Origin of the sequence: Hyphomonas sp. TMED31, assembly GCF_002172815.1 — a bacterium.
GTDB lineage: Bacteria > Pseudomonadota > Alphaproteobacteria > Caulobacterales > Hyphomonadaceae > Hyphomonas > Hyphomonas atlantica.
Genome location: NZ_NHCK01000047.1, coordinates 1 through 25,586, shown reverse-complemented (window position 1 = coordinate 25,586; position 25,586 = coordinate 1). Strand labels below are relative to the sequence as shown.

The 25,586-nt window shown below is 58.7% G+C and carries 20 protein-coding genes and 1 pseudogene; 9 read left to right on the top strand and 12 right to left on the bottom strand.

Features of this window, described 5'->3' with window-relative positions; genetic code table 11:
• Positions 1-25: 25 nt before the first annotated feature.
• From carB to CBB91_RS07460, 4 genes are all read right to left on the bottom strand, one after another.
• Positions 26-3,298 carry a carbamoyl-phosphate synthase large subunit gene (carB, locus tag CBB91_RS07475; RefSeq protein ID WP_273013213.1) on the bottom strand — a complete coding sequence of 1,091 codons (3,273 nt, stop codon included), beginning with the start codon at positions 3,296-3,298 and terminating at the stop codon, positions 26-28.
• Positions 3,299-3,496: 198 nt separating this feature from the next.
• Positions 3,497-3,835 (bottom strand): glycine zipper domain-containing protein, encoded by a 339-nt coding sequence (locus CBB91_RS07470; RefSeq protein ID WP_035551153.1) that lies wholly within the window; start codon positions 3,833-3,835, stop codon positions 3,497-3,499.
• Between the two features lie 117 nt (positions 3,836-3,952).
• Entirely contained in the window at positions 3,953-4,588 is a 636-nt protein-coding gene (locus CBB91_RS07465; RefSeq protein WP_273013211.1) for a YceI family protein, read from the bottom strand.
• Between the two features lie 49 nt (positions 4,589-4,637).
• On the bottom strand, positions 4,638-5,372 hold the full coding sequence (locus tag CBB91_RS07460; RefSeq protein ID WP_273013209.1) for an MBL fold metallo-hydrolase: 735 nt from the start codon (positions 5,370-5,372) through the stop codon (positions 4,638-4,640).
• A 110-nt stretch (positions 5,373-5,482) separates the two neighbouring features.
• Here CBB91_RS07460 and CBB91_RS07455 point away from each other — a divergent pair, with 110 nt between their 5' ends.
• Positions 5,483-6,463: a M48 family metallopeptidase gene (locus tag CBB91_RS07455; protein ID WP_273013207.1), complete on the top strand. Its 981-nt coding sequence runs from the start codon at positions 5,483-5,485 to the stop codon at positions 6,461-6,463.
• On the opposite strand, the gene CBB91_RS07450 is transcribed toward CBB91_RS07455, so the two are convergent.
• Positions 6,460-7,092: an ElyC/SanA/YdcF family protein gene (locus CBB91_RS07450; protein ID WP_273013205.1), complete on the bottom strand. Its 633-nt coding sequence runs from the start codon at positions 7,090-7,092 to the stop codon at positions 6,460-6,462. The two genes, CBB91_RS07455 and CBB91_RS07450, sit on opposite strands and share 4 nt — an antisense overlap.
• Before the next feature lie 56 nt (positions 7,093-7,148).
• Positions 7,149-7,574: an NUDIX domain-containing protein gene (locus CBB91_RS07445; protein ID WP_273013203.1), complete on the bottom strand. Its 426-nt coding sequence runs from the start codon at positions 7,572-7,574 to the stop codon at positions 7,149-7,151.
• 109 nt (positions 7,575-7,683) lie between these two features.
• On the opposite strand from CBB91_RS07445, the gene CBB91_RS07440 reads away from it, so the two are divergent.
• Positions 7,684-8,082 carry a VOC family protein gene (locus CBB91_RS07440; protein WP_273013201.1) on the top strand — a complete coding sequence of 133 codons (399 nt, stop codon included), beginning with the start codon at positions 7,684-7,686 and terminating at the stop codon, positions 8,080-8,082.
• Between the two features lie 4 nt (positions 8,083-8,086).
• Here the strand turns inward: CBB91_RS07440 and CBB91_RS07435 are convergent, their stop codons facing one another.
• Positions 8,087-8,698, bottom strand: a complete 612-nt coding sequence (locus CBB91_RS07435; protein WP_273013199.1) for an exopolysaccharide biosynthesis protein — start codon at positions 8,696-8,698, stop codon at positions 8,087-8,089.
• Between the two features lie 533 nt (positions 8,699-9,231).
• Positions 9,232-9,585 (bottom strand): UrcA family protein, encoded by a 354-nt coding sequence (locus CBB91_RS07430; RefSeq protein ID WP_273013197.1) that lies wholly within the window; start codon positions 9,583-9,585, stop codon positions 9,232-9,234.
• A gap of 205 nt (positions 9,586-9,790) precedes the next feature.
• Between CBB91_RS07430 and CBB91_RS07425 the strand changes: the two genes are divergently transcribed.
• Both CBB91_RS07425 and CBB91_RS07420 read left to right on the top strand, forming a co-directional pair.
• The gene (locus CBB91_RS07425) at positions 9,791-11,131 is read left to right on the top strand and encodes an acyl-CoA dehydrogenase family protein (protein WP_273013195.1); all 1,341 of its coding nucleotides are present in this window, start codon (positions 9,791-9,793) and stop codon (positions 11,129-11,131) included.
• A gap of 107 nt (positions 11,132-11,238) precedes the next feature.
• On the top strand, positions 11,239-12,909 hold the full coding sequence (locus tag CBB91_RS07420) for a DUF4332 domain-containing protein (protein ID WP_273013193.1): 1,671 nt from the start codon (positions 11,239-11,241) through the stop codon (positions 12,907-12,909).
• Here CBB91_RS07420 and CBB91_RS07415 read toward each other — a convergent pair.
• Both CBB91_RS07415 and CBB91_RS07410 read right to left on the bottom strand, forming a co-directional pair.
• Positions 12,855-14,313, bottom strand: a pseudogene (locus CBB91_RS07415) (tryptophanase). The gene CBB91_RS07420 and the pseudogene CBB91_RS07415 sit on opposite strands and share 55 nt — an antisense overlap.
• Positions 14,314-14,473: 160 nt before the next feature.
• Positions 14,474-15,454: a Gfo/Idh/MocA family oxidoreductase gene (locus CBB91_RS07410; protein WP_273013190.1), complete on the bottom strand. Its 981-nt coding sequence runs from the start codon at positions 15,452-15,454 to the stop codon at positions 14,474-14,476.
• A gap of 901 nt (positions 15,455-16,355) precedes the next feature.
• Between CBB91_RS07410 and CBB91_RS07405 the strand changes: the two genes are divergently transcribed.
• Both CBB91_RS07405 and CBB91_RS07400 read left to right on the top strand, forming a co-directional pair.
• Complete coding sequence (locus tag CBB91_RS07405) at positions 16,356-16,619, top strand: hypothetical protein (protein ID WP_345906762.1); 264 nt, start codon at positions 16,356-16,358, stop codon at positions 16,617-16,619.
• Between the two features lie 65 nt (positions 16,620-16,684).
• Positions 16,685-17,389 (top strand): SDR family oxidoreductase, encoded by a 705-nt coding sequence (locus tag CBB91_RS07400; protein WP_273013187.1) that lies wholly within the window; start codon positions 16,685-16,687, stop codon positions 17,387-17,389.
• Here the strand turns inward: CBB91_RS07400 and CBB91_RS07395 are convergent.
• Together CBB91_RS07395 and CBB91_RS07390 are read right to left on the bottom strand one after the other, a co-directional pair.
• Positions 17,361-18,368: a mechanosensitive ion channel family protein gene (locus CBB91_RS07395; RefSeq protein WP_273013185.1), complete on the bottom strand. Its 1,008-nt coding sequence runs from the start codon at positions 18,366-18,368 to the stop codon at positions 17,361-17,363. The genes CBB91_RS07400 and CBB91_RS07395 overlap by 29 nt on opposite strands.
• A gap of 139 nt (positions 18,369-18,507) precedes the next feature.
• Positions 18,508-19,008, bottom strand: a complete 501-nt coding sequence (locus tag CBB91_RS07390) for a hypothetical protein (RefSeq protein WP_273013183.1) — start codon at positions 19,006-19,008, stop codon at positions 18,508-18,510.
• 113 nt (positions 19,009-19,121) lie between these two features.
• Between CBB91_RS07390 and CBB91_RS07385 the strand changes: the two genes are divergently transcribed.
• From CBB91_RS07385 to CBB91_RS07375, 3 genes are all read left to right on the top strand, one after another.
• Positions 19,122-20,750, top strand: coding sequence for a peptide ABC transporter substrate-binding protein (locus CBB91_RS07385; RefSeq protein ID WP_273013182.1), 1,629 nt, complete (start codon positions 19,122-19,124; stop codon positions 20,748-20,750).
• A 24-nt stretch (positions 20,751-20,774) separates the two neighbouring features.
• Positions 20,775-21,893 carry a DUF3667 domain-containing protein gene (locus CBB91_RS07380; protein WP_273013180.1) on the top strand — a complete coding sequence of 373 codons (1,119 nt, stop codon included), beginning with the start codon at positions 20,775-20,777 and terminating at the stop codon, positions 21,891-21,893.
• Between the two features lie 361 nt (positions 21,894-22,254).
• Positions 22,255-25,476, top strand: a complete 3,222-nt coding sequence (locus CBB91_RS07375) for a TonB-dependent receptor (protein ID WP_272981666.1) — start codon at positions 22,255-22,257, stop codon at positions 25,474-25,476.
• Positions 25,477-25,586: the final 110 nt, after the last annotated feature.

The window sequence follows — 25,586 nt, the reverse complement described above, 5'->3', positions numbered from 1 at the left end:
TGGTAATGGCGTCAAGTGGGGCTGATCAGGCCGATTGCAAGGCGCGCACCGAGATTTCCCGGTCTTTCTTGCTTTCAATGGCCTGTACCGAGGCGATTGAGGAGGCAAGAGTTGTGAAATACGGGATTTTCCCGTTCACAGCTGTCCGGCGGATGGAGGCTGAATCCGCGAGGGATGCGGCGCCTTCGGTCGTGTTGAACACGAGCTGAACCTTGCCATTGATCATTGCGTCAACGATATGCGGTTGGCCTTCCAGAACCTTGTTGATTCGAGAAACCGGCAGGCCTTTGCCTTCCAGGAATGCGGCTGTGCCGCTTGTCGCAACAATCGAGAATCCAAGGTCCACGAGTTTCTGGATCGTCGGAACAATCCCTTCCTTGTCTGCATCGCGGAGAGAGACAAATACAGTTCCTGAGTCCGGAAGGTGGACCCCGGCCCCAAGCTGGCTTTTCAGGAAGGCCATGCCGAAATCATCATCCCATCCCATGACTTCGCCAGTGGAGCGCATTTCCGGGCCCAGTTGCGGGTCAACACCGGGGAAGCGGGCGAACGGGAACACCGCCTCTTTCACGGCCACACGGCGCGGATTGGCGTTCGTCAGGTCAAATTCGGTGAGGCTGGATCCGGCCATGACTTTCGCGGCGATGGCTGCGATTGGGGCACCAACAGCCTTGGCGACGAATGGCACGGTCCGGCTGGCGCGCGGGTTGGCTTCCAGAACGTAGATCTCGTCATCCTTGACCGCAAATTGAATATTGATCAGGCCACGCACTTTCAGCGCCTTGGCCAATGCGATGGTCTGTTCTGCGAGGCGGGCTTGCAGCTCTTTGGACAGCGTATAGGGCGGCAGGGCGCAGGCGGAGTCGCCGGAATGTACGCCGGCTTCTTCAATATGCTCCATGATGCCAGCGACATGCACGTTNTCACCGTCGCACAGCGCGTCCACATCCACTTCGATTGCGTCAGACAGGTAGCGGTCAATGAAGAGCGACGCGTCACCGGAATCCTTGGCCACATCCAGCGCTTCAGACGCGAATTTGCGCAGGTCCTCGTCATTGCGGGCGATTTCCATCGCACGTCCGCCGAGTACGAAGGAGGGGCGCAGCATGACCGGATAGCCGATCTCGTTTGCCTTCACCTCAGCCTCTTCAACTGAGCGCGCCGTCCGCGAGGGGGCCTGCTGTATGTTCAGCGTGTCGAGCAGGGCCGCGAATTGCTCGCGATCTTCCGCTAGATCAATAGAGGCCGGGCTGGTGCCGAGGATNGGNACGTTTTCATTGTCCAGCGTATTTGCGAGCTTCAACGGTGTTTGCCCGCCAAACTGAACGATCACGCCGTTCAGCTTGCCGGCGGATTGTTCCTTGTGGATGATCTCCAGAACATGNTCATCCGTCAGCGGCTCGAAGTAGAGNCGGTCGGATGTGTCATAGTCCGTGGACACCGTTTCCGGGTTGCAGTTGACCATGATNGATTCGATGCCAACATCTTCCATCGCAAAGGCGGCGTGACAGCAGCAATAGTCAAACTCGATGCCCTGTCCGATCCGGTTGGGGCCGCCGCCGAGGATGATGGCCTTGTTGCGGTTCGAGGGCAGGGCCTCGCATTCGGCTTCGTCNGCGCCGAAAACAGGATGCTCATACGTCGAATAGAGGTAAGGGGTCTTCGCCGCGAATTCTGCCGCACACGTATCGATACGTTTGTAGACAGGGCGCACGTTCAGGCNGTGGCGNTGNGCNCGNATNTCNGCNTCNNTTTTGCCGACGAGTTTGCCCAGACGNTTGTCCGAGAAGCCCGCCATTTTCAGNNGCAGCATACCGTCTGCATCAGCGGGCANGCCATCCTTCAGAANGCCTGCTTCNATCTGCATCAATTCTTCNATCTGCCGCAGGAACCATTTGTCGATTGAGGTGACCTGATAGACCTCGTCGACGCTGAGCCCCTGGCGCAGGGCCTGGGCGACAACCCGCAACCGGTTCGGCGATGGAACGCCCAGCGCATTGCGCAGGTCGGCTTCAGTTTCAAACGTGATTTCATCAAGACCTGACAGGCCGGTTTCCAAAGAACAGAGCGCCTTCTGAAGGCTTTCCTGGAAGGAGCGACCGATTGCCATTGCTTCGCCCACGGACTTCATGGCTGTGGTCAGGACCGGATCAGCGCCCTTGTACTTTTCGAATGCAAAGCGCGGGATCTTGGTGACGACATAATCAATCGTCGGCTCGAATGAGGCGGGTGTGACNCCNGTGATNTCATTGTCCANCTCGTCCAGCGTGTAGCCNACGGCCAGCTTGGCTGCGATCTTCGCGATCGGGAAGCCGGTCGCCTTGGATGCCAGCGCCGAGGAGCGAGACACGCGCGGGTTCATCTCGATGACAACGAGACGGCCATCTTTAGGGTTCACGGCGAATTGCACGTTGGAGCCGCCCGTCTCAACGCCAATCTCGCGCAGCACGGCGAGGGAGGCATTCCGCATCACCTGGTATTCGCGGTCGGTCAGCGTCAGGGCTGGCGCAACAGTGATCGAGTCACCTGTGTGCACGCCCATCGGATCAATATTCTCAATGGAGCAGATGATGATCGCATTGTCCGCCTTGTCGCGAACAACTTCCATTTCGTACTCTTTCCAGCCGAGCAGGCTCTCATCGACAAGGATTTGCGCCATGGGGGAGGCTGCAATGCCTGACCGGCAGATCTCTTCATACTCCTCGACATTGTAAGCAACGCCGCCGCCTGTTCCGCCCAGTGTAAAGGCCGGGCGAATGATGGCGGGCAAGCCTACCTCGTCAAGCGCTTCCATCGCACGCTTCAGACCTTCGATCCGGTCGTATTTGCCATCTTCCTTCTTGGGAGAGGAGATGATCGCCGCGCGCGGATTCTCCAGACCGATCCGGTCCATCGCTTCGCGGAACAGTTTGCGGTCTTCGGCCATCTCGATGGCTTCAGCCTTTGCGCCGATCAGCTCGACGCCATGCTTTTCAAGAATGCCGGCATAGTGCAGGTCCAGCGCGCAGTTCAGCGCTGTCTGGCCGCCCATGGTTGGCAACAATGCGTCCGGCTTTTCGGCCTCGATGATCTTCTCGACGACTTCAGGAAGGATCGGTTCGATATAGGTAGCGTCGGCCAGCTCCGGATCGGTCATGATCGTCGCCGGGTTGGAGTTTACCAGAATGACCCGGTAGCCCTCATCCTTCAGCGCCTTGACTGCCTGAACGCCTGAATAATCGAACTCGCACGCCTGACCGATGATGATCGGACCCGCACCAATGACCAGAATAGAGCGAATGTCAGTGCGCTTCGGCATATTACATGTCTCCTACCGGCCAAACGGCTGCCTCATAGCTGGGAGTCGGGGGCGGGGGCAAGGCTAAACGGTCGCGTTTCCGGGATTCACTGTAATTGATGGCGACGAATCCCTGAAGACCGGCGCCCGGAGTCCATAGAGGAAGGCCCGCATCCATTTGGATACGGGCCTCACCATCGCACCAACGTCCTTATCGGATTACCAGCGCGACCTGTCATAAGGGTAACGGTCATAGGCGTCAGCATAGCCATCGCCATCAGCGTCCTTTTCGTCGGCCTGGTCTTTCACACCCGGCATGTCGCAATCTTCGGATTCGGTACAGCCTTTGGCCGCGCCACCTGCACCGCCCAGAACCGCGCCAATCGCTGCGCCGCGCTTTGCGTCACCATCGCCGACATTGTTGCCGATCACTGCGCCGGCCGCAGCGCCTGCAGCAGCGCCATAAGCTGCGTTACGTTCGGTTGTGCCGGTCTGGGTGCAGGCGGCCAGAGCGATGGCGCTGATGCCTGCTGCGGCGAGTTTCAGATAAGCGGTCATGGGACATTCCTTTCCGTATTGTACGGCAGAGAAACGTCCCCTTGTTGCGCTGGTTCCGTGGAATATCAGACACTTACCGTATCGTAATCTCCACGCATTGCTGTGCGTGTGCCCCGGCTACTGCTCGAAGACGAAGGACACCGACACTGGAACCGCCGGGCTGATGGACGGTAAAGCCGCCACTTCGCGCAAGGCTTCAAGGCCCGCATCCAGTTCGAAATCAGCGGCGTGTACCAGAACCGGACTTGCGGATTCCACCAGCACCTTGTCAGCGCCGACCCGTGTTACGAACAGGTCTGCGAAATATGCATTCTCCGCGCCGTGCAGGCCGACAGTGATGTCAGCCTCGATCCGCTTCCGGTCGCCTTCTTCCATTTCACTGAAGGCATCAAGCGCTGTCTCGGACGTAATGGTCAGCGTCGGATGGGTTTCGGTTTCGAACAGCATCGCGCGCATCCGCTCGTCCCGCAGCTCAATGGCCGTGTCCACGCTGTCCAGCGCGATTTCAATCGTCGCCGCCCCTTCGGGGGTCACACTGCCCGTCATCGTCTTGAATGTGTGAACCTCGGCTAGCTCATCGGCCTTTGTGGAAACAAATGTCAGCCGCGACTCCTCGCTTACCAGATGCCAATCGGCGCTGGCATCTATTGACGAGGCAGGGGCAGGGACAGGGGCTTCGGTGCTGGAGGGCGCACCACAAGCGGTGAGCGCAAGGGCGCAGGCCCCGGCCAGAATGCTAAGGCGAATGGTCATGATCGGTCTCCGGAAAAGTCGGGGCTTGAGGTCTGCGAGGGAAAGGGGGTCAGCTCCAGCGCTTGGCAAGCTTCTGGCTGGTCGCGTCCGCATCCTGTGTCGCCGCGCCCTGATAGCCAGTGATAGAGTCTGCCACGAACGGATTGTCCTGGCGCTCCTGACCGAAGGTCGAGAGGGGGCCGTGTCCCGGCACAAAGCGCATTTCATTGCCCAGCGGCCAGAGCTTGCCCGTGATGGAGTCGATCAGTTGCTGGTGGTTTCCGCGCGGAAAGTCTGTCCGCCCGATGGAGCCACGGAACAGCACATCGCCGACAAAGGCCAGCGCGCCCGCCTTGTTGTAGATCACGACATGGCCAGGCGTATGACCAGGGCAATGTGCGACGCCAAACTTGTTGCCGGCCAGTTCCAGTTCGTCGCCGTCATGCAGGTAGCGATCCGGTTTCACATTGCGTCCATCGGTGATGCCGTATTTCGCGCCCTGGGCTTCCAGTTCATCCAGCAGCCATTGGTCATCCTCATGTGGCCCGATGATCTGGCAGCCCGTACGCTCCGAAACCTCGGTCGCTGCACCGGCATGGTCCAGATGGCCATGTGTCAGCCACACGCCCACGATCTTCACGCCAAACTGTTCCGCCGCGCCCATGAGCTTGTCGACCTCACCACCGGGATCAATGAACACGCCTTCCATGGTCTCTGTGGACCAGATCATGGACGTGTTCTGCTGCAGGGGCGTCACCGGGATGATGCGGATTTCGAGCTTCGGCTGAGAGGATTGGTCTGTCATGCGTCCAGAAATAGCGATCCCCACCGCATTCGTGAAGGTGTAACCGTGCTTTCCCTTGCGCCGGGCTTTGGTTTAAATGGGTTAACGAGCAATCGAGATGGAGACTGCCCATGCGCATGCCGCGCCACGCCTATGGCCACAAAACCCGCAGCAGCGGTTTTGGCGGATTGTTGCGCAGCAGGTTCAGCCTGATTCTGGTGGGTTTGTTCCTGGTGTTTCTCTATTGGCAAGCCAATCAGAGCGAAGTGCCCTTCACCGGGCGCAAACAGCTGAACACGGTCTCGATTGAGAAAGAAGTTCAACTCGGCCAGCAATCCTATCTCCAGATCCTCAATCAGGAGCAGGACAGGGGCAATGAAGTGTTCTGCGCGTCGGGCACGGTATGCGCTGGCGAGGCCGCTGAATACACGCAAGCCGTTCGCGACATCGGTCTGCGCCTCCAGGCTGCCGCTGTCGAGCTGGAGCAGGATTTGCTGCGCCAGGGGGCTTCTTTCACGCCCGTCGCAGATCAATTCGACTGGACTTATTATGTCGTGGACTCGGAAACGCCGAATGCCTTCTGCCTGCCCGGCGGATATGTGGCGATCTATACCGGCATCCTTGATGTGACCGGCAATTACGACGGTTCGGTCAGCACCGCGGACATTGAAGACCTCGACAAACTGGCGGTCGTGATGGGGCACGAGATCGGCCATGCGCTCGCCCATCATGGTGCCGAGCGTGTCAGCCAGCAGCGGGTCGTTCAATTCGGCCAGATCGCTGTAGGCGTCGGCCTGGGTGACATGGACGCCTCCCAGCAGCGCGCCATCATGCAGGCCTTCGGCGTTGCGGCGCAGGGTGGAATGCTGGCCTATTCGCGCCAGCATGAAACAGAAGCCGACAAGATCGGTCTCGATCTGCTGGTGCGCGCCTGTTACGACCCACGTGAAGCGCCGGAACTGTGGGAGCGGATGGGGCAGATTGGCGGCGGGCAACGTCCGCCGGAATGGATGTCCACACACCCGGCTTCTGAAACGCGCGCAGAGAATTTCCGCCAATGGATGCCGGATGCGATCGCGGAATATGAGCGCCGCTGCGGGCCGCTCAGCTAGGCGTCTTCATCACCGCGTAGTCGGTCAATGATCGCATCGCGCCAGCTTTCCGGCATCAGGAACAAAGTCCACGCGCCTGCTTCATAATGGGCGCGACGCCAGATATCGAGCGGGTTGAACCCACCTCTGGGGCAGGCGCCATATGCTTTCGCCTGATTGCCGGGATGGCTGGCATAAACCGCCTTTGCGCGCAGGATGTGCATGCAGTTGGAGATGAAGACGATCTTGCCGCTTTCTGCGGTGCTGGTCGTGTTGGCGAGGTTTTCCAGGCCGGAAATCGTGTCGCGGCTTTCGACATCTGCGCTGACTTTTTCTGCACGGCCAGACCGCCGGGCGGCAAGCAATGCCATCTCCTGGCTGCCGAGTCGGCCTTCCTGTGGCCGGTGCCCACCGACAACGAGAAGCCGGTCAAGCTTCTCGGCCTTCAGAAGGGCGACGCCCTTGTCTATACGGGCAGACGCATCGGCCGCATTGTCAGTATAGAAAATGATGCCCCGCCCACCAGACAGCTTGCCGGTTTCATCTGAAAGGCGTGTCACGCCCCAGAACAATAGCGTCGCGACAAGGTCAGCTACGACCAGCCAGATCAACAAGGTTCGAATGCGGTGAATCACAAGGGCTATAATCACCAACTCGCTGTCCGCCGCTAGAGCGGATGTGCAACATCTGCTCCATATTTGCAGTGTTAGTCATTTAGAGAAGGCGCTGCCAGCGCAGCGAGATAATCCCGCACGGGTGTTGTCAGATCATCTGGCAGATCATCCAGCGCAAACCAGCCCCATCCGCCATGCTTTTCCGGCTCCATCACGCGTGGTTCACCGGAGACAATCCGCGCAGAATAAACCGGCGCGACCCAGTGCCGACCATCGCCCTTGTCGATGGTCTCCGCAATACAGGCGAGCCCGGTCAGCTCGATCTGGATGCCGAGTTCTTCCTCGATTTCCCGGCGCGCCGTGTCTTCTGCCCGTTCGCCAAAATCGATCTTGCCGCCCGGCAGGCCCCAGGCTCCGGCTTCAGGCTCTTTCAGGCGCTGGATCAGGAGAAGGCGGCCTGAATNGTCGCGAATGGCCGCGCCGCAACCGGCGCCGGGCAGGGAATCAGAATCACTCATGTCAGNTATCTTATCAGGAGTATGCCTGCGCCCGCACCGCGAACCTGTTTTGGATATGTTTTGGAACAGGGTATCGTGTGGGCGGGAAACATCGAGAGGGGAAGGACCAATGGCAAAAGTGATCGGGCTCGGAGGGCTGTTCTTTCTTTGCAAGGACGTGGACGCAACCCGCGCATGGTACACGCGCGTTCTGGGCATCGAGATTGATGATTATGGCGGATCCAGCTTTTCGCAGGCTGATGCTGCCGCGCAATTCCCGCAAGGGGCCCGCACGATCTGGGCGCCCTTCAAGGCAGAGAGCGACTATTTCAAGCCATCCGATAGCGACTTCATGATGAATCTGATGGTGGACGATCTGGACGGCATGATCGAGCGGATCAGGGCAGAAGGCGTTTCGCTGGAGGGAGAGCCAATGGTCGAGAGCTATGGCAAGTTTGCCTGGGTGATGGATCCCGATGGCCGCAAGATCGAGCTGTGGCAGCCAATCGAGTCCGAGCCCGCAGTCTGACGCATCAGAACCAGCCGGCAACCTTGCCCCAGGGTACAAACAATAGCGTGATGGTCAGCGCAGCCGTCGTGGCGGCAAATCCGGCCAGCATCACCGCGCCATCGCGCGCGACAAGGCCGAGGCCGAACAGGGTGATCGCGACGCCNGGCGCCGCTACGGCGAACGGCACCAGTTCAAGCGGGATCATCAGGATCGCCAGAACAGAGACGGCAATTGCGGCCAGATACGTCGCCGTTTTTCCGGTCGCCCAGGAAAGTCGTTCCGTAATCATCCGGTCCACACGTTTCAGCCACGGCNTCACGCGGTCTTCGGCCTGTTCAAGTTTCTCGGTTTCAATGGACTGGTTCTGGATGAAAGAGGGCATCCAGATATGACTGGCGCCGAACAGGATCTGCAGACTGAAAAGAAGAATCACGAAACCGACAATCGCCGGCAGGCCCGGAATCCCGCCAAGCGGGGGCAGGACGACGAGTAGGCCAAGCAGTGTGATGATGGGTCCGAAAGAGCGCTGCCCGAACATGTCGAGCAGGTCGCCAATGGAAACTTCGCCATCATNGCCTTCTTCAATGGCGGTTTCGAGAACGTTTTCGAGTGGGTCGCTTTGTGATGCCGTCATGTCCTTCCTCATGCTTGCAGGCTCAACGCGCAAGCACGGGATCGGTTCTCAAGACCCAAAAAAATGGCCGCCCGGCGAAACNCCAGAGCGGCCCGAGGAGAGGACTGCTAGTCAGTCTGACGCGTTAGCGTGCAGATTTCTTGCACGACTCGATGTCGTCAGCTTCCAATTCAGAATTGTCGTTACCGTAGGAAAGGATCACGCCAGCTTTCTTGGCGATTTTCTTGCAGTCGCGNACAGAGGCTTTCTTGCGGTCGAGGTCGCCTTTGCAGACAGTGCCTTCGCACAGCCATACGGTGCCGATGGCAACAACTTGGCCGTCTTTCACCGGCTCGGCGGTTTCGAAGGTGAACGTGGTGGCAAAAGCAGGTGCGCTGAGTGCGAGGAAAGCGGCTGCTGTCAGAGCTGAACGGATCATGGGAGAGACCTTTCGGTACGTGGACGTTGGAAACGGTGCCGGACCCTAAGTGTCCGTACCGTCCCCATAGCGATTGCTGACGAAAACGTCAATCATTCAGCCTTCCTTGGTTCAGCTAGTCGTCAATCTCCGCGACCAAGCGCGGGGCGAGGTCTGACTTGGACATGTAGGCGGCGGTCAGGCTGGGGTGGTCGATCTTGTTCACAGCCTCGGCGACAACGCGCGACACACAGCGATCATCGACGCGCGGTGCGCTCGACACCGGCAACTCATAGCGACACAGGGAAACAGCCTGATCCTCAACGGAATCAAGGACGGAGGCCGCGCCGAGTCGCGTATGCAGTGCGCTGTTATCATACTGGATTTCAGCTGAAACGGACTGTGCCGGATCGGCCATTGCAGGCGCGGCCCAGGCAATTCCGGCCAGAAGCGCAGCGGTCGTAAGCAGGGAAAGACGGGAAGACGGCATGGGAGGAAACCTTCTTGCAGTTGCGGCCGGTGGTGACCGTGTATCCAAACTATAATCAATGAACAAAATGTCAATTGTTCATTGATTATTTTTTTGTGTCTTTCCTGCCGTGGCGGCACAAATTGCCGTGTTGCATCGGCGCGTTATTCTCTTTGGTGGAAACGAGATCGCCAAATGCGACCGCCGAGGAGAGGACACCGGACCCATGGATTTCAATATCCCGCAGGACATTGCCGACTATCTGAACGTGCTGGACCAGTTCATCGAAGACGAGATTCGTCCGTTAGAGCAGCAAGACGACAATATCCGCTTCTTCGACCATCGCCGTGAGTGGGCGCGCACCGATTTCGAGAATGGCGGCCTGCCTCGACCCGAATGGGAAGAGCTGCTCAGGGANGCGAAGCGCCGCGCCGACAAGGCNGGGCATNTGCGCTATGCTCTGCCGAAAGAATTTGGNGGTCAGGACGGCTCCAATCTCGGCATGGCCATTATCCGNGAGCATTTTGCNAAACAGGGGCTCGGCCTGCACAATGATCTCCAGAACGAGCATTCGATCGTCGGCAACTTCCCGCAGATCCTGATGTTGCGGGATTTCGCCCGTCCGGATCAGAAGCATCTGGCAGAGGACGCGCTTAACGGGAAATTCCTAGCCTGTTTTGGATTGACCGAGCCGGACCACGGCTCTGACGCAACCCATATGGAGACGCGTGCCGTGCGTGAGAAGCGCGATGGCAAGGATGGCTGGCTGATCAATGGCGAGAAGATGTGGATCACCGGCATGCATGTCGCGACGCATATCATGCTGTTCTGCCGGACCAGCGGTGAGGATGGCGATGCAAAGGGCATCACCTGCCTGCTTGTTCCGGCGCGTGATCCGGGCGTGATCATCGAAGAATACATGTGGACGTTCAATATGCCGACGGACCATCCGCGCCTGACCATCAAGGATGTCTGGGTGCCGGAAGATGCGGTCTTTGGTCCACCGGAAGGCGGGCTGGCCCTGGCTCAGCACTTCGTCCACGAAAACCGCATTCGCCAGGCGGCCAGCTCCGTCGGCGCCGCGATGTATTGTATCAATGAGAGTGTGCAGTACGCCCGCGAGCGCAAGCCATTCGGCAAGGCGCTGGCCACCAATCAGGCTATCCAGTTCCCGCTGGTAGAGCTTGCCACCGAGGCTGAAATGTTGCGCCTGCTGATCTTCAAGACAGCGTGGGAAATGGATCAGATGTCAAAGCCTGAAGTGGCGATCCACCTCTCCGACAAGGTGTCGATGTGCAACTACCGGGCAAACCGGCTCTGCTGCAACGCGGCTGACCGGGCGATGCAGGTGCATGGCGGCATGGGCTATTCCCGCCACAAGCCGTTCGAGCACATTTATCGCCATCACCGCCGTTATCGTATCACCGAAGGATCAGAAGAGATCCAGATGCGGAAAGTGGGCGGCCACCTGTTCGGCTTCATGGGCCCCAACAAGCACGGCCAGGCCAAGGGCGAAAAGGACTCAAAAGGCAAAAGCACTGAGCCGACGGATTTTGCTGTGCGGTAGAGAGGCAACAAAACTCCCCTCCCGCGCGAATGGTTAATGATCGCGTAACTATCATTAGGCATTTCTCATCTGATCCAGTTTACATCAGGCGGGAAAGGGAGACTCGGATGTCTCTGCTCGAACGGGTAATTCGCGGCCATCGGTGTCGCTCGACGCACCACTATATCGCGATGGACGCGCTGTCCCTGATCGCTTCGGATGAGGCGGACAAGTGGAAGGATTTGTTCCTCGTCCATCACGAACATCTGCTGGAAGGGGCCAAGGCGCCGGATTCCAAGTTCAAGGATTTCAAGAACCACGTCCTGCACATTTCCGAAGGGGAGTGGGGCGGCGCGCCGGGCAAGGCGATGGAGTGGTATGCCACCGCCGTTGATCATTTGCGCCGCAAGCAGTGGAGTAAGGCCGCCTATGCGCTCGGCGTGCTCAGCCACTATTACGCCGACCCGATCCAGCCTTTCCATACGGGGCAGACGGAAGAAGAAGGCACAATGCACCGCGCGGTCGAGTGGAGCATTGCGAAGTCTCGCGACAAGATTGACGCGCGCATCGAGACGCTAGGCTATCCCGATGTGCCCGTGCCAGAGGGCGCAGGTTTCGTGGCGGACATGGTGCGCAACGGCGCGCGCCTGTCGCACCCGCACTATCAGACCTTCATTGATCATTATGATCTGGACGTCGGCGTAAAGGATCCGCCCGCCGGGCTCGATGAGACCATGTTCGATGCGATTGTGGAGCTGGTGGCTTATGCTACGGCTGGCTTCGGGGCGATCATTTCCCGCGCCATCGAGGAAGCGGCTGTCAGCGCACCGAAGACCAACTTGACGTTGCAGGGCTATATCGAGACTCTGGACATCCCGATCCGCTGGGTCACGGCGAAATTGTCCGATGCCGCTGACAAGCGCACAGTCACGCGCATGTACAAGGAATTCCAGAAGACCGGAAAAGTGATCCGCACGCTGCCGGACGACGACAAGGAAATCCGCAAGATGCACGCCAAACAGGTTTTGCGCGTGCCACTCAAACAGCTCGACAAACAGGAAATCGGTCCGATCGGGTCGAAGAACAAGGCCGTGGAAGAGCGCCTGCTGAATGAGCTGATGGCCCAGGAAGAGACAGCGACCGTCGATACGGTCGAAATCGCTTCGGAAGAGGTAGAGGTTGTTGAGGCGGTCACTGAGCCGGAAACCGCAGAAGACGCGCCGGCTGAAGCCGTAGAAACACCTGCGACCCGGAAAGAGGCGCCCCCCAAGGTGGAGGAAGTCCTGTTCGAGCCCGCGCCCGAAACCGAAGCCCAGCCAGAGCCCGTCACGGCGAAAGCCGAACCAGAGGGTCTTGGCGAGGAGTCCGGCGACATCGCCCGACGCAGTCGCATCACGCGGGAATCTCCTGTAGTGGAGGCACCAAGCATCGGCAAGAAGACAGCCAAGCGTCTCGGACGCGCGGGCATCACCACCGTTGGTGACCTGCTTGATTGCGACACGGAGGAAACCGTCTTCCAGGTCGACGTGGCCTATATCGACGTAGACACGCTGAATGACTGGAAAGACCAGACCATTCTGATGATGGAAGTGCCGGGCCTGCGTGTGCANGACGCCCAGATCCTTGTCGGCGCGGGAATCCGCAACCGCAAGGAACTGGCCGAAGCGCCGGCACGGACCCTGTTCATGCTGGCCAGCGAGTTCCTGCAAACTCCGCAGGGCGACCGCGTGATCCGTGACGACGATTACCTCGCNGANGANGAAGTNGAAGAATGGATCGAAATGGCGAAGACCGGNTAGGGGCGATTCCTNCTGGCTTCCNCNGAGCGCCGNNTTGCCNAAAGCCGCTTAAACTCAGCCGTGAAGTGGCGCATCATCGGCGGTTCTTTCACGATCTTCAGGCCGCGAATCTCGTCCTTGCGTTTGGCGAGTTCCTCGAACACTTCGACGATATAATCNGCATGCGANTGGGTGTAGACACGGCGCGGCATGGCGAGGCGGACAAGGTCCATGCGGGCAGGTTCCTCGCTNCCGTCCGGCTTGCGTCCGAACATGACGGTCCCGATCTCACAGCCGCGAATGCCGCCTTCTTCATAGAGTGCGCAGGCGAGCGCGTGGCCGGGATATTCGAGTGGCGGAATGTGCGGAAGCCATTCGCGGGCATCGACGAATACGGCGTGCCCGCCGGCGGGTTTCATGACCGGNACCCCCAGCGCATCCAGCCGTTCGGCGATATAGGCATTCGTCCGCACGCGGTAGCGTAGATAGTCCTCATCCACGATTTCGGTCAGTCCCTGCGCGATGGCGTCCAGGTCGCGCCCGGCGAGGCCGCCATAGGTGGGGAAGCCTTCGGTCTGGATAAGGCGTGTGCGCGCCTGTTCGGCCAGTGCGTCATCATTCAGTGCCAGCCNCCCGCCGATATTGGCGAAGGCGTCCTTCTTGGCGCTCATCGTCATACCGTCAGCGACAGCGAAAGTATCGCGCACAATGTCCTTGATGGAACGTTCCTGCTGGCCATCCTCGCGCAGCTTGATGAACCAGGCATTTTCCGCAAAACGACAGCCATCAATGAAGAACGGCTTGCCATGCTGGTGAGCGATCTCTGCTGCGCCGCGAATATTGGCCAGGCTCACCGGCTGTCCGCCGCCGGCATTGTTCGTGATCGTCATCATCACGCAGGGCACGGCGTCGCCTCGCTCGTCCATCAGGCGGGCGAGGGCCTCCAGATCCATGTTCCCTTTGAAGGGGTGGTCGAGCGACGGAACCTTGCCCTCTGCGATGGGCAGGTCCAGCGCCTCCGCGCCTGCCGCTTCGATATTGCCGCGCGTCGTGTCGAAATGCGTGTTCGACGGGATCACNTGGCCGGGCTTGGCNATCAGGGANAACAGGAGATGTTCCGCCGCGCGGCCCTGGTGCGCCGGGATGATGTGTTTGAAGTCCATCAGATCACGCACAGCTGTTTCGAACCGGTAAAAGCTGGGCGCGCCAGCATAGCTTTCATCGCCCGTCATCACGGCGCCCCATTGCGCGGCGCTCATGGCGGAAGTGCCGCTATCGGTCAGCAGGTCGATCAGCACATCATCCGAATGCAGCTTGAAGAGNTTGTANCCCGCCNCGGCGCAGCAGNCGNTCGCGNTCCTCGCGCGTGGTCATGCGGATCGGCTCAACCGATTTGATGCGGAAGGGTTCGATGATGGTCTTCATAGGGCNCTCCTGGCTCTGACGTCCTGGGGGAGTGCCGGTCTCGGCGCACACACAGGACTTATCCTGCGCCGCGGTTGCCTCGTCTTCGTGACGCGACCGCGCTCAGCGCCTGTTGTGAGGCCTGTCGATTACCATCAATCGCCAGCGGCTGACAAGCGTGTCAGAGCCCGCGAGGGGAGAGGCCCGCCGCCGTATAGATCGCGTCAATGGCGGCCATGTTTGCAAGGGCATCTGCGCCGCCGGTCAACGCAGCTGCNCGTCCCGTCANCACGTCCATCACATGGTCCAGCTGGTGCTCATAGGTGATCTTGCCATCAATGGTCTCAATGGCTTCCTCGCCGCCACGACGAACGCGGATCTGGTGCCCTCGATACGGGTGGACGGGGTTCAGAAAGACGAGGCTGCCATCCTTGCCGTCAATTTCCAGTGCNATGTTGCGATCAATTCCGTCTGCCATGCTGCATTCGATGCTCGCAGATGCGCCGCTGGCGAAGCCGAGATTGGCCTGCATGCTGAGATCGACGCCGGGGCGTTCGCAGACGGCTTCGGCTGACAGGATTTCCGGTTCGGCCCCGGCAAGTGTGCGGACCATATGCAACGAGTAGCAGCCCAAATCCATCATTGCGCCGCCGCCGACAGACAGTGTGTGGCGCAGTTCCCCCTCGCGATAGGGAATGGTCACATTGAACANCGCGCGCATGGTCTTGATGTCGCCGAGCTCGCCGCTTGCCACAATCTCCATCACACGCTGGAAAGCGGGGTGGAACCGATAGTGAAAAGCCTCGATCAGGGGTTTGTCCGCCTTATGTGCGGCTTCGACCATACGCGCCGCTTCTGCGGAGTTCATCGCGAATGGTTTTTCACAGAGTACCGCCTTGCCAGCTTCCAGCGCTGCGATGGAGAGTTCAGCGTGGCGGTGAGGGGGCAGGGCGTTGTAGATCAGGTCCAGATCATCGCGGCGAACCAGTGCCTCATAATCGGTTTCGACATGCTCAATACCGTGTTCCTGCGCATAGGCGCGGGCCTTTTCGACATCTCGCGCAGCGACCGCGTGGATCATGCAATCATCGCGGGACGAGGCTGGGTCGATGATGGCNTTGGGGGCGATCTTGGCGGCGCCGAGGATGCCAATGCGGATCATGTCTGCTCCTTCGAGGTGGGATTTNGCCAAATCGTAAACGAATCGGCCCCANTTGTTTACCCGGNCCTAACGCGTCTTAACGCNCTTGGCAGGGTTTGATGTACATACCGGCAGTTAAGGTAACGAAGCGGTAAGCACAAACAGCGTTAATAGGGGCTCTATAGGTGTTAACCTTGCCGGAGCGTAGCCGCACATGTTGAACGAGATCACTGCCCATATCGCCCGCCAAAATGAGTTGTCTGAAGAGACGGCGAAAAGTGCATTGGGTATCGTCCTGAACGCGGCTGAGCGCCAGGATTCACCCTTCGCCACGGCGATGTTCAAGACGGTTCCCGGTGCTCGCGCCCTGTCGGCCCGTACAGGCAGCGCCATCGGCGCGCCGACCGGCACAATCGCCCGCATGATCGAACAGACACCCGGCGGCAAGCGCGTGGTCGCGCAATCCATGATCACCGAGCTGCACAAGATTGGCCTGGACCACAAAGCCATCGGCCAGCTGCTGCCGTGCATTTCCACCTATATGGACGAGCATCATGGNCTGGTCGGGTTTGGCCATCTGGGCGACCTGATCGGCTCTGATCTGGACGCAGTGACGGCGGCGGCCAAAGCCGCCTGATCCAGCGATCATTCTGAAAGAAACCATCCTTCGGGGCGGTTTTTTTGTGTTTGCCGAAAATTCCTGTGAACCAAATGGATTGTGGTGCGTACTGATAGGACCTCGCAGCACACCCCCCTGACTCACCCCCGTCAGCTGCTGCGTGGGATTACATTGAAGGCCAGATCGGTTTCCCCCTCTCTTCCCCCCAGCCGATCTGGCCCTTTTCTTTTGAAGGCAGCCTGTCTAAGTGCTGCGACCAGAACANAAGAAGCGGGGTTTCGAGATATGCAGGACAGCACGAATGTGAGACGGGACGAGCAATTGGCCCTTGACCTGATGGCGGCCATTCGTGCCGATGCTGAAGCTGCCTGTGCCCCGAATACCGTCGAGATGGTATCCGTTACGTTTGATGTTTCCTCTGCTGCGACGGATGCGGCGGACATACAATTTGAGCCGCGGATCGACCGTCGCACAAGAACTGTTCTGTTTACCGGTGGCATGGCCCGTCAGGGCGACCAACCCGTGATGAAGGCTACAGCCGTTTACCGGATCATATCGGAAAGCTAGACACGGCCCCATTGGCAGGTAAAATGATATATCAATATCAGATGCCAGTGTGATGGAGCCCTGCAATGCCTACTGCCCTTATTACCGGAGCCAACCGAGGCATTGGCCTTGAGCTGGTTCGCAAGTTTCTCGCTGAAGGTCATGACGTCATTGCGACCGCTCGAAACCCAGATTCGGCAACTGAGCTGAACGCCACAGGCGCCCGTGTCTACCCGCTGGAAGTGACAGATGCTGACTCGGTGGCAGCCCTGAAGTCGACCCTCGGGGACGAGCCGATCGACTATCTGATCAACAATGCAGGCATCTGTACCTTCGATGGTTTCAAGGACATCGACTACGATGTGTTCGCNGAAATGCTGGCAGTCAATACAATTGCCCCGGTACGGATCATGGACGTCCTGCTCGACAATGTTGCAGCGAGTGAGGTGANGATCGCGGCTGGCNTGTCAAGCATGGTGGCCTCAATCGAGAANACCACAAACGATTTTGCGTTTGTCTATCGCGTTTCAAAGGCGGGACTGAACATGGCCCTGCGGTCGGCCGCTCCGGCACTCGCGGAGAGGGGCGTTACAGTGNTGGCGCTGCATCCGGGATGGGCCCATACGGATATGGGCGGCGCTGACGCTCCGGTGCGCCCGGTCGATAGCGCAGAGGGGCTTTACAATGTGCTGACCTCGGCTGGTCCGTCTAAAGAGCTTCGGTTCATTGATTATGAAGGCCAGACTCACCCCTGGTNATCACCTATTCGCGTTGAGGCGCAAATCCGCTGAATTCGTCCGGCATGTCTATCGCCGTATCAGCTCTCAGGCGGGGNAGGGCCTCAGGGTGTTCAGTCTGAAGCCATTCGATCATCTGTTCCCGGATCAGGCAGCGCAAATCCCATGCTTTGGGAGATGTGCTGGCGGAGGCCAGACCGCGCACGGTGACCGACGTCCCAGACGCTTCGGTCACCTGCAAATTCACCACGTCACCATCCCAAAGCGGCGTAGATTTGCAGATCTCTTCGAGTTTCTCCCGCATCCGGCTAATCGGCGCATGATAGTCCACTGTCCAGTAGATCGGCCCAATGATCGATGCGCTCTTGCGGGTCCAGTTCTGGAAGGGTTTTTCGATGAAGTAGGATAGGGGCACAACAAGGCGCCGCCAGTCCCAGATCTTGATGACCACGTAAAACAGGCCGATTTCCTCGATCCAACCCCATTCCCCTTCGACAACGACGGCATCGTCCAANCNGATGGGTTGGGTAAAGGCGATCTGCAGCCCCGCAATCAGATTGCTCAGCACCGGCCGCGCGGCAAGGCCAATTGCAATGCCTGCGATTCCGGCAGATGCAAACAGGCTGACGCCGATCTGCTTTACGCCCGGAATGACGGTGAGGGCCGCNGCGATGGTTACAATACCGGCGATGACGATCCAGACGCGGCGCACCACATCCAGNCGGGTCGCGGATTTGCGCGCTTCCAGATTGTCTTCGGTATCCAGGTGAAGTCCGGCGAGGCGTCGTTTGATCAACGCATCCACGATGGTACCGACCAGCCAGCCGAGGGCCAGAATGAAAAGAACGCCGGAGGCTATTTCGGAAATGGCCTCTGCTCGCTCATCGGTCAGGAAATGATCGGGAACGTAGTCCGGCAGNTAAGGCGCAAGGAAAACCAGCGCCGCACCGCACAGGGCGAACAGGATTGGCGGGCGAAATCGTTTNAGCCAGCGTGTTTTGGCTCGGGCATCAATCTTCGTTCGGATANGCAATTCCCCTGTGTCGGTNTGTACGGGGTACGTATCAGCGTCTCAAAGGTTTCACGCTGCCAGCAAGCCCGGCAGGACAGGTTGCGCGCAAACCTGTGAGAATGCGGCCCTGCTGGGCAGATCGTGCCGAAGATGGATGCAGTTACTTGATCCGCTCAGCCCGGAAGGCGAGACCGCCATCCAGTTTTATCTTGTAGCTGCCGAGGGCGGCTTCATAGATCTGTGCTTCGGACTGGCCGCTATTGCGTATCGCCTTTGAATCCGTCTGGCGCCAGATCTGCCCGTTTTCGAGATAGACGATCAAGCTTCCACGCCCGCCGCGGATGGATTTCACGGGTTGGGTCACTTCCGTCAGATTGCCATCTTCACCAGACTTGCCCAGCACGATAGAGGGCAGGGACGGGATGGAGAAGCCGAAGGAATCCTTCTGGACTTGCTCGACTTCCTTGCGTGTCACCGTTGTGACTTCGCCCGCCTCTTCGGCTGCCTGGAGACGCCCTACGGCAGCGTCATAGCATGCCAGGCGCTCAGCATCTGTTTCGATCGCGGTGCAGGCATAGACATCTTCCGTGGAGATTTCCTCGGCCACGGCCGGAGCGCCCAGCGCAATAATCATTCCTGTGATGCTCCAAAAGCGGGTCATTTCTCTCACCTCATGTCGTTCAACCGGCACGAAGGCTTTGCAAATCCCTCGCGGTCTGGCAGCACTGTGGCAAATCGTGCGAAAGCCGAAAAGAGTTTGGAGACATAAAAACAATGAAGCTGAATGCGTTGATCGGCAGCGGCATGGCCGCTGTGTTCGCCCTGACCCTCGCTGCCTGCGGAGGCGGCGGCAATTCCGGGGGTGAGGATGTGCCAACACTGCGGCGCGGAATTTCAGCCAAGGTGGATACGCTCGATCCGCACAAGTCTTCAGCCCAGTGGGAAAACATCGTCATCGGCGACATGTTCATCGGCCTTACAACCGATGGGCCGGACGCGCGCCCGCAGCCGGGCATGGCCACGCATTGGGAAACCAGCGAGGACGGTCTCGTCTGGACCTTCCATCTTGGCGACTATAACTGGTCAGATGGCACACCCGTAACGGCAAACGACTTCGTCTTTGCGCTGCGCCGTATTCAGGCCCCGGAAGTCGCCTCGCAATATGCCTCGCTGCTTTATCTGATCAAGAACGCCGCCAAGGTGAACGCGACCGAATTGCCGCCAGAAGAACTGGGCGTGCGTGCGATTGACGACAAAACGCTCGAGATCACGCTGGAATATCCCGCGCCATACCTGCCGGGCCTGTTGTCCCACTACACGACTTTCCCTGTGCCGAGCCAGGCTATCGAAACCTATGGCGATGCGTGGATCCAGCCGGACAATATTGTGGTGAACGGCCCGTACAAGCTCGTCTACTGGCGCACGGGCGACCAGCTCGTCGCCGACAAGAACCCGACCGGGTTCGGGGCGGACGAAGCCTGTTTCGGCCGGGTCGTCTATTTCGAACTGGAAGACCTGACTGCGGTTGAAAACAAGATCCAGGCGGGCGAGCTGGACATCAACAATGCCTTCGATGGCGCCCGCGCCGAGGAGATCGAGGCGAAACTGCCGGGCTGGCCTCGCACGACGCCATCCCTGAACACGACCTATTGGAGTTTCAACACCCAGCAGGCCCCGTTTGACGACATGCGCGTGCGCAAGGCGCTGGCGATGGCTTTGGATCGCGAATTCATGGTCAAGAACGTGCTGACGCCTGGCTTTGAACCGGCCTATTCCTTTGTTCCGCCGGGCATGGACAATTATGCGGTGACCCGTCCTGAACTCGAATGGAAGGATCTCCCACGCGCCGAACGCCTTGCGGAAGCAAAACGCCTTCTGGAGGAAGCCGGCTTCGGGCCAGATAATCCGCTCAGCTTCGAATTCATTCATCGCTCGACGGACGACAATCCTAAGGTTGCCCCTGTCGCTCAGGCAAACTGGGCCGACATTGCGCCTTGGGTCGATCCGATCATCGTGAAGCAGGATACCAAGGTTCTATATGCCCGCCTGCGCCAATCGGATTTTGAAGTTTCCGACGCGGCGTGGGTGGCGGATTTCGACGACCCGATCAATTTCCTCTACCTGCTGGATTCGAACACCGGCCAGCAGAATTATGGCGATTATTCCAATCCGGAGTATGATGCCCTTCTGCAGCAATCCAATCGGGAGCTGGACCTGGACAAGCGGGCGGAAATCTTCGCGGAGGCCGAACAGCTGATGCTGGAAGATTATCCGATCACGCCGATGTGGTTCCAGGTGACGAAGAATCTGGTCGATCCGTCGCTGACGGGATGGATCGACAACGCGAAGGACCAGAACCGCTCCCGCTTCCTGTGCCGGGATGGGCTTGGCACAAGCGAGTAGGGGTAACAGGACGGGGGTCTTGGAATGGAACATGAGATGGAAGCGGCAGGCCTTGCCTCTGGCAGTGGCCTGACCACNGGGGACCATCANCCGGTAAATTCCGGACTGCCCTGCGCCAATTGCGGTGCGATTGTCGAAGACAGGTTCTGTACGACCTGTGGGCAATTGGCGTCTGATTTCCATCGCCCCGTCTGGGATCTGGTCATGAGCAGCCTGGCCGACACATTCGCCCTTGATGGGCGTCTGTGGCGGTCATTGCCGCTGCTGTTCTTTCGACCGGGGCGGATGACGCGCAATTATCTGGAAGGCAAACGGGCGCGCTATGTGCCGCCATTCCGCATGTTCCTGCTGGCATCGGTCGTGTTCTTCCTCACCCTGTTCACGCTGGGCGACCAACTCGGCTGGTACCATACGTTCAAGATCAATGACATGCTGGAGGAGGGGCTCGATCTCGGTCTGGATGAGACCGGTGAGCCCACGCCCATTGTGTCTGAAGACCGGCTGGCAGAGATCCGCGAGCAACTCGACAGCGCAGACCTGGATGAGGAGGCGCGTCTCGAACTGCAGCAGACGCTGAACGACGCGCAGCATGGCATCACCGTCCAGCGTATCTTGCAGGATGATGGCCGGATCAATCGCGACGCGCTCTATGATGAGGTCAATGCCCGTCTGGACGAGAATGCGACGGTTGAGCAGCGCCAACAGGCCTGGCGCGCCGCCGACCATGCCGCCACTGTTTACGAGAACCAGGACCGATATGGTGCGCGAATACGCGAATGGGCGCCGCGATTCAGCCTGATGTTCATGCCGATTCTCGCGCTGATGCTGACTCTGCTTTATGCGTGGCATCGCAGCCGGTACATTTATGATCATGTGATCACGGCGCTGCATGTGCAGACGTTTATCTACATGACGGCGACGGTGTTTCTGGTCGTTGCGGCGATCAGGCCTTCGATGACCGGCTGGCTGGTCCTGTTCGGTGTTCTGACGTTGATCGTATATCTCTACAAACAGTTGCGCGTGACCTACGGAACAGGCCGGATCATGGCCATGCTGCGGACGCTGATTCTGCTCTTTTCGAGTTTTATCGTCCTCATCATCCTGTTGGCCCTGTTGATTGCCGTATCGTTTGCGCTGACCTGATCAGGGCAATTATTCGAAAGTTTCATTCAACCTACGCGAATCCGGATTTCCTGAGCTGAATGACGCGAGAATAGCCCGAAAATGCCTAATTGTTGGGCGCGGCTGAACAGCAGTGATTGCGACAGTTCGGGCAATTTTTCGTCATTCCCCTAGGGAATTGGGATAATAATGCTCAAATTGACCCGAAAAGGTGATGCGTTTCTGTCACACCATTGTCATTTCACCCAAAAGCACCGTTGCATCCGATTGACTATCTGCGGCGCACATTTCTTACTGCCACGTAAGACTTGGTCGAAGGGGGCCAGGTTTGCCCGTCGTGAGACGCGGGCATTTTTCAAAATAATCCCACTCGGAGGTTCAGGTGAGCGAACTTAACTTGAAGACACGCCTTCTGGCGTCGTCGGTGTTTGCGGGGGCTGCACTCGCTGCCGCTGCTGCGTTGCCGGCACATGCACAAGAAGACGAAGTCATCGCAGTAACGGAAGCAGGCGACGAAGAAGCCGCTGTCCAGCAAACCATCGTTGTCACGGGGTCCCTGATCCCGCAAAGCGGCAACCTGGTTGAAACCAGCCCGGTCACATCGCTCGGCTCCGCAGACTTCGACGTCCGCGGTGTTGTTCGTGCGGAAGACATGATCAACTCGCTGCCACAGGCATTCGGCGCTCAGGGCTCCAACCTGGCCAACGGCTCGACCGGTACGTCTTCGGTCAACCTGCGTGGTCTGGGTGCATCCCGTACGCTGACCCTTCTGAACGGCCGCCGCCTGCCATACGGCTCGCTGAACACGGCTGCTCCGGACATCAACTTCATCCCGGCCGCCATGGTCAAGAAAGTTGACGTCCTGACCGGTGGTGCATCTGCGACCTACGGTTCTGACGCTGTTGCCGGTGTTGTGAACTTCGTGCTCGACACAGAGTTCGAAGGTCTGCGCATCGACTCCAACTATTCTTTCTACCAGCACGACAACTCCAACAGCTACATTCAGGACATCCTGTCTGACTTTGCTGCTGGTAACCCGAGCCAGTACACTGTGCCGAGTGGTTCCACCTCTGACGGTGAAACCTTCGACATCACGGCTGCTGTTGGTGGCAAGTTCGACAATGGCCGCGGCCACGCGTCTGCCTTTGTCAGCTTCCAGAACACGAAGGAAATCCTTCAGGCAAACCGCGACTATTCACAGTGTGCCTTGTCGACGACCAATGAAGGTCAGGACTTCACCTGTGCCGGTTCTTCAACGAACCAGTTCGCCAACATTCTGGACGTTGCTCAAGGCTACACGATCCCAGGTGGTGTGGACCCGACCAGCCAGACGCAAACCGGCTGGGCGCGCGTGCTCGATGGTCAGGGCGAAATCGGACCTCGTAACTTCGTTTCCGATACGTTCAACTATAACCCGTACAACCACTATCAGCGTCCGAACGAGCGTTACTCCTTCGGCGCTTTCGCAAACTATGACATCAACGAGTACGTGAATGTGTATTCCGAACTGATGTTCATGGACAACCGCACCAAGTCTCAGATCGCACCTTCCGGTGTGTTCGGCTATGGTATCGGTGGCGGTGCTGGCGGCATTCGTTGTAACAACCCGTTCCTGTCCGCTCAGCAGGTTGACTATCTCTGCGGCGAAATCGCAGACGGTGCGATCGATCGTTACACGAATCTCGATGGTGAGTACACGGACGCTGCTGGCAACGTGCTGGCTGATCAGGACGACTTCGTTGCGCGTTTCGATGGTGACCCCGACCAAGCCGCGCTTGGCCCGGACGGCATCGCGGACATTCTGCTTCTGCGTCGTAACGTCGAAGGCGGTAATCGCTTCAATGACATCCGCCACACGACCTATCGTGGCGTGATCGGCATGAAGGGCACCATCGGCGATACGCCTTGGGGCTACGACATCAGCGCAATCTACGCGAACAACCACCGTTCCGAGATTTACCAGAACGATCTGTCAATCCGCAAAATCGGTCTGGCACTTGATGCCGCCTACGCCTTGGATGATGAAGGCAACCCGACCGACCAAATCGTTTGCCGGATCAATGCTGACGACGATCCGACCAACGATGATCCAAACTGTGCACCGTACGACATCTTCGGACCCAACGGCCCGTCCGACGCTGCGGTGAGCTACATCAGCCAGCCACTGTTCCGTGATGGTGACGTCACACAGACAGTTGTTACGGCCAAAATGTATGCTGACCTTGCTGATTATGGCATGACGTCTCCGATGGCCGAAGAAGGCGTGAAAATCGCTTTCGGTGCCGAGTATCGTCGTGACACGCTGGACTCCAACCCAGACAGCAACTTCCAGTCTGGCGACGGTGCTGGTCAAGGCGGCCCAACGAACCCGATTTCTGGTTCGCAGGAAGTGTATGACTACTTCGTCGAGGTCAACGCACCTCTGATCGAAGGCTATGAAGGTGTCGAATCTCTCGGCGTTGACCTGGCCTATCGTCGTTCGAACTATGATGCTGTGTCTTCGGACGCCTACAAGATCGGTCTGGAGTACGCTCCGGTCGAAGACATCCGCTTCCGCGGTTCGTTCCAGCGCGCTGTCCGTGCTGCGAACATCTTCGAACTGTTCTCCACCCAGTCGATCGGTCTGTTTGACCTGACCCAGGGCTCCAACGGCATCTACGATCCGTGTGCCGGTGCAGCTCCGACAGCAACGCTCGCTCAGTGTGCCAACACTGGCGTGACACCGGACCAGTACCGGAACATTGCTGACAACCCGGCTGGCCAGTTCAACACGCTGACCGGTGGTAACCCGGACCTCGATCCAGAGCAGTCCGACACCTACACCATCGGTTTTGTGGCAACACCATCCATGATCCCGGGCCTGACCGTATCGCTCGACTACTTCGACATCGTTGTTGAAGACCTCGTGGGTACGGTTCCGCAGGAACTGGCACTCGACACCTGCCTTGAGACAGGCGACGAGTACTTCTGTTCGCTGGTCAACCGTGGTTCCGGTGGTACGCTCTGGGCTAACCAGACTGGCTACATCGTTGCGACCAATATCAACACCGGTTCGCTGTCGACATCCGGCTTCGACTTGCTCGCAAGCTACGATCTCGACCTCGACACCCGTGGTGGTCTGACGTTCGACTATGTTGGTACACTGCTTGAGTCGCTTGAAACCAAGCCGCTGCCGAATTCGCCAGCTGCTGATATCTTCGACTGTGTTGGCTACTATGGCGGCAGCTGTGCCTCCGGTGGTGGTACCGAAGTCGCAAACGGTGCGTCTCCGGAATACCGTCACAAGGCTTCTGTCACCTGGGCTGATGCTGATGGCAAGTTCAGCGTCACCGGTACGTGGCGTTACTTCTCTGAAGTTGAGATCGAAGGTGGTGACGATGGCACCATCAACGGCGTTCTCGACGCTCAGAACTACCTCGACCTGACCGGTTCCTGGGCTGCTACGGACTACATGTCCTTCCGCCTTGGCGTGAACAACCTGACGGATGAAGAGCCACCGCTCTCCTCCGTGGTTGGTACGGCACCGGGTAACGGTAACACCTACCCACAAGTGTACGACGCATTCGGTCGTTACATCTTCATGGGTGCGACGTTCGACTTCTAAGTCTGACGGACATCAAGAAACAGGAACGGCGGCCTTTCGGGGCCGCCGTTTTTGTTTTGAACGGGTTTCGTATCAGCGCTTTGCGCTTCACATGAACCGGGCTCAGGGCA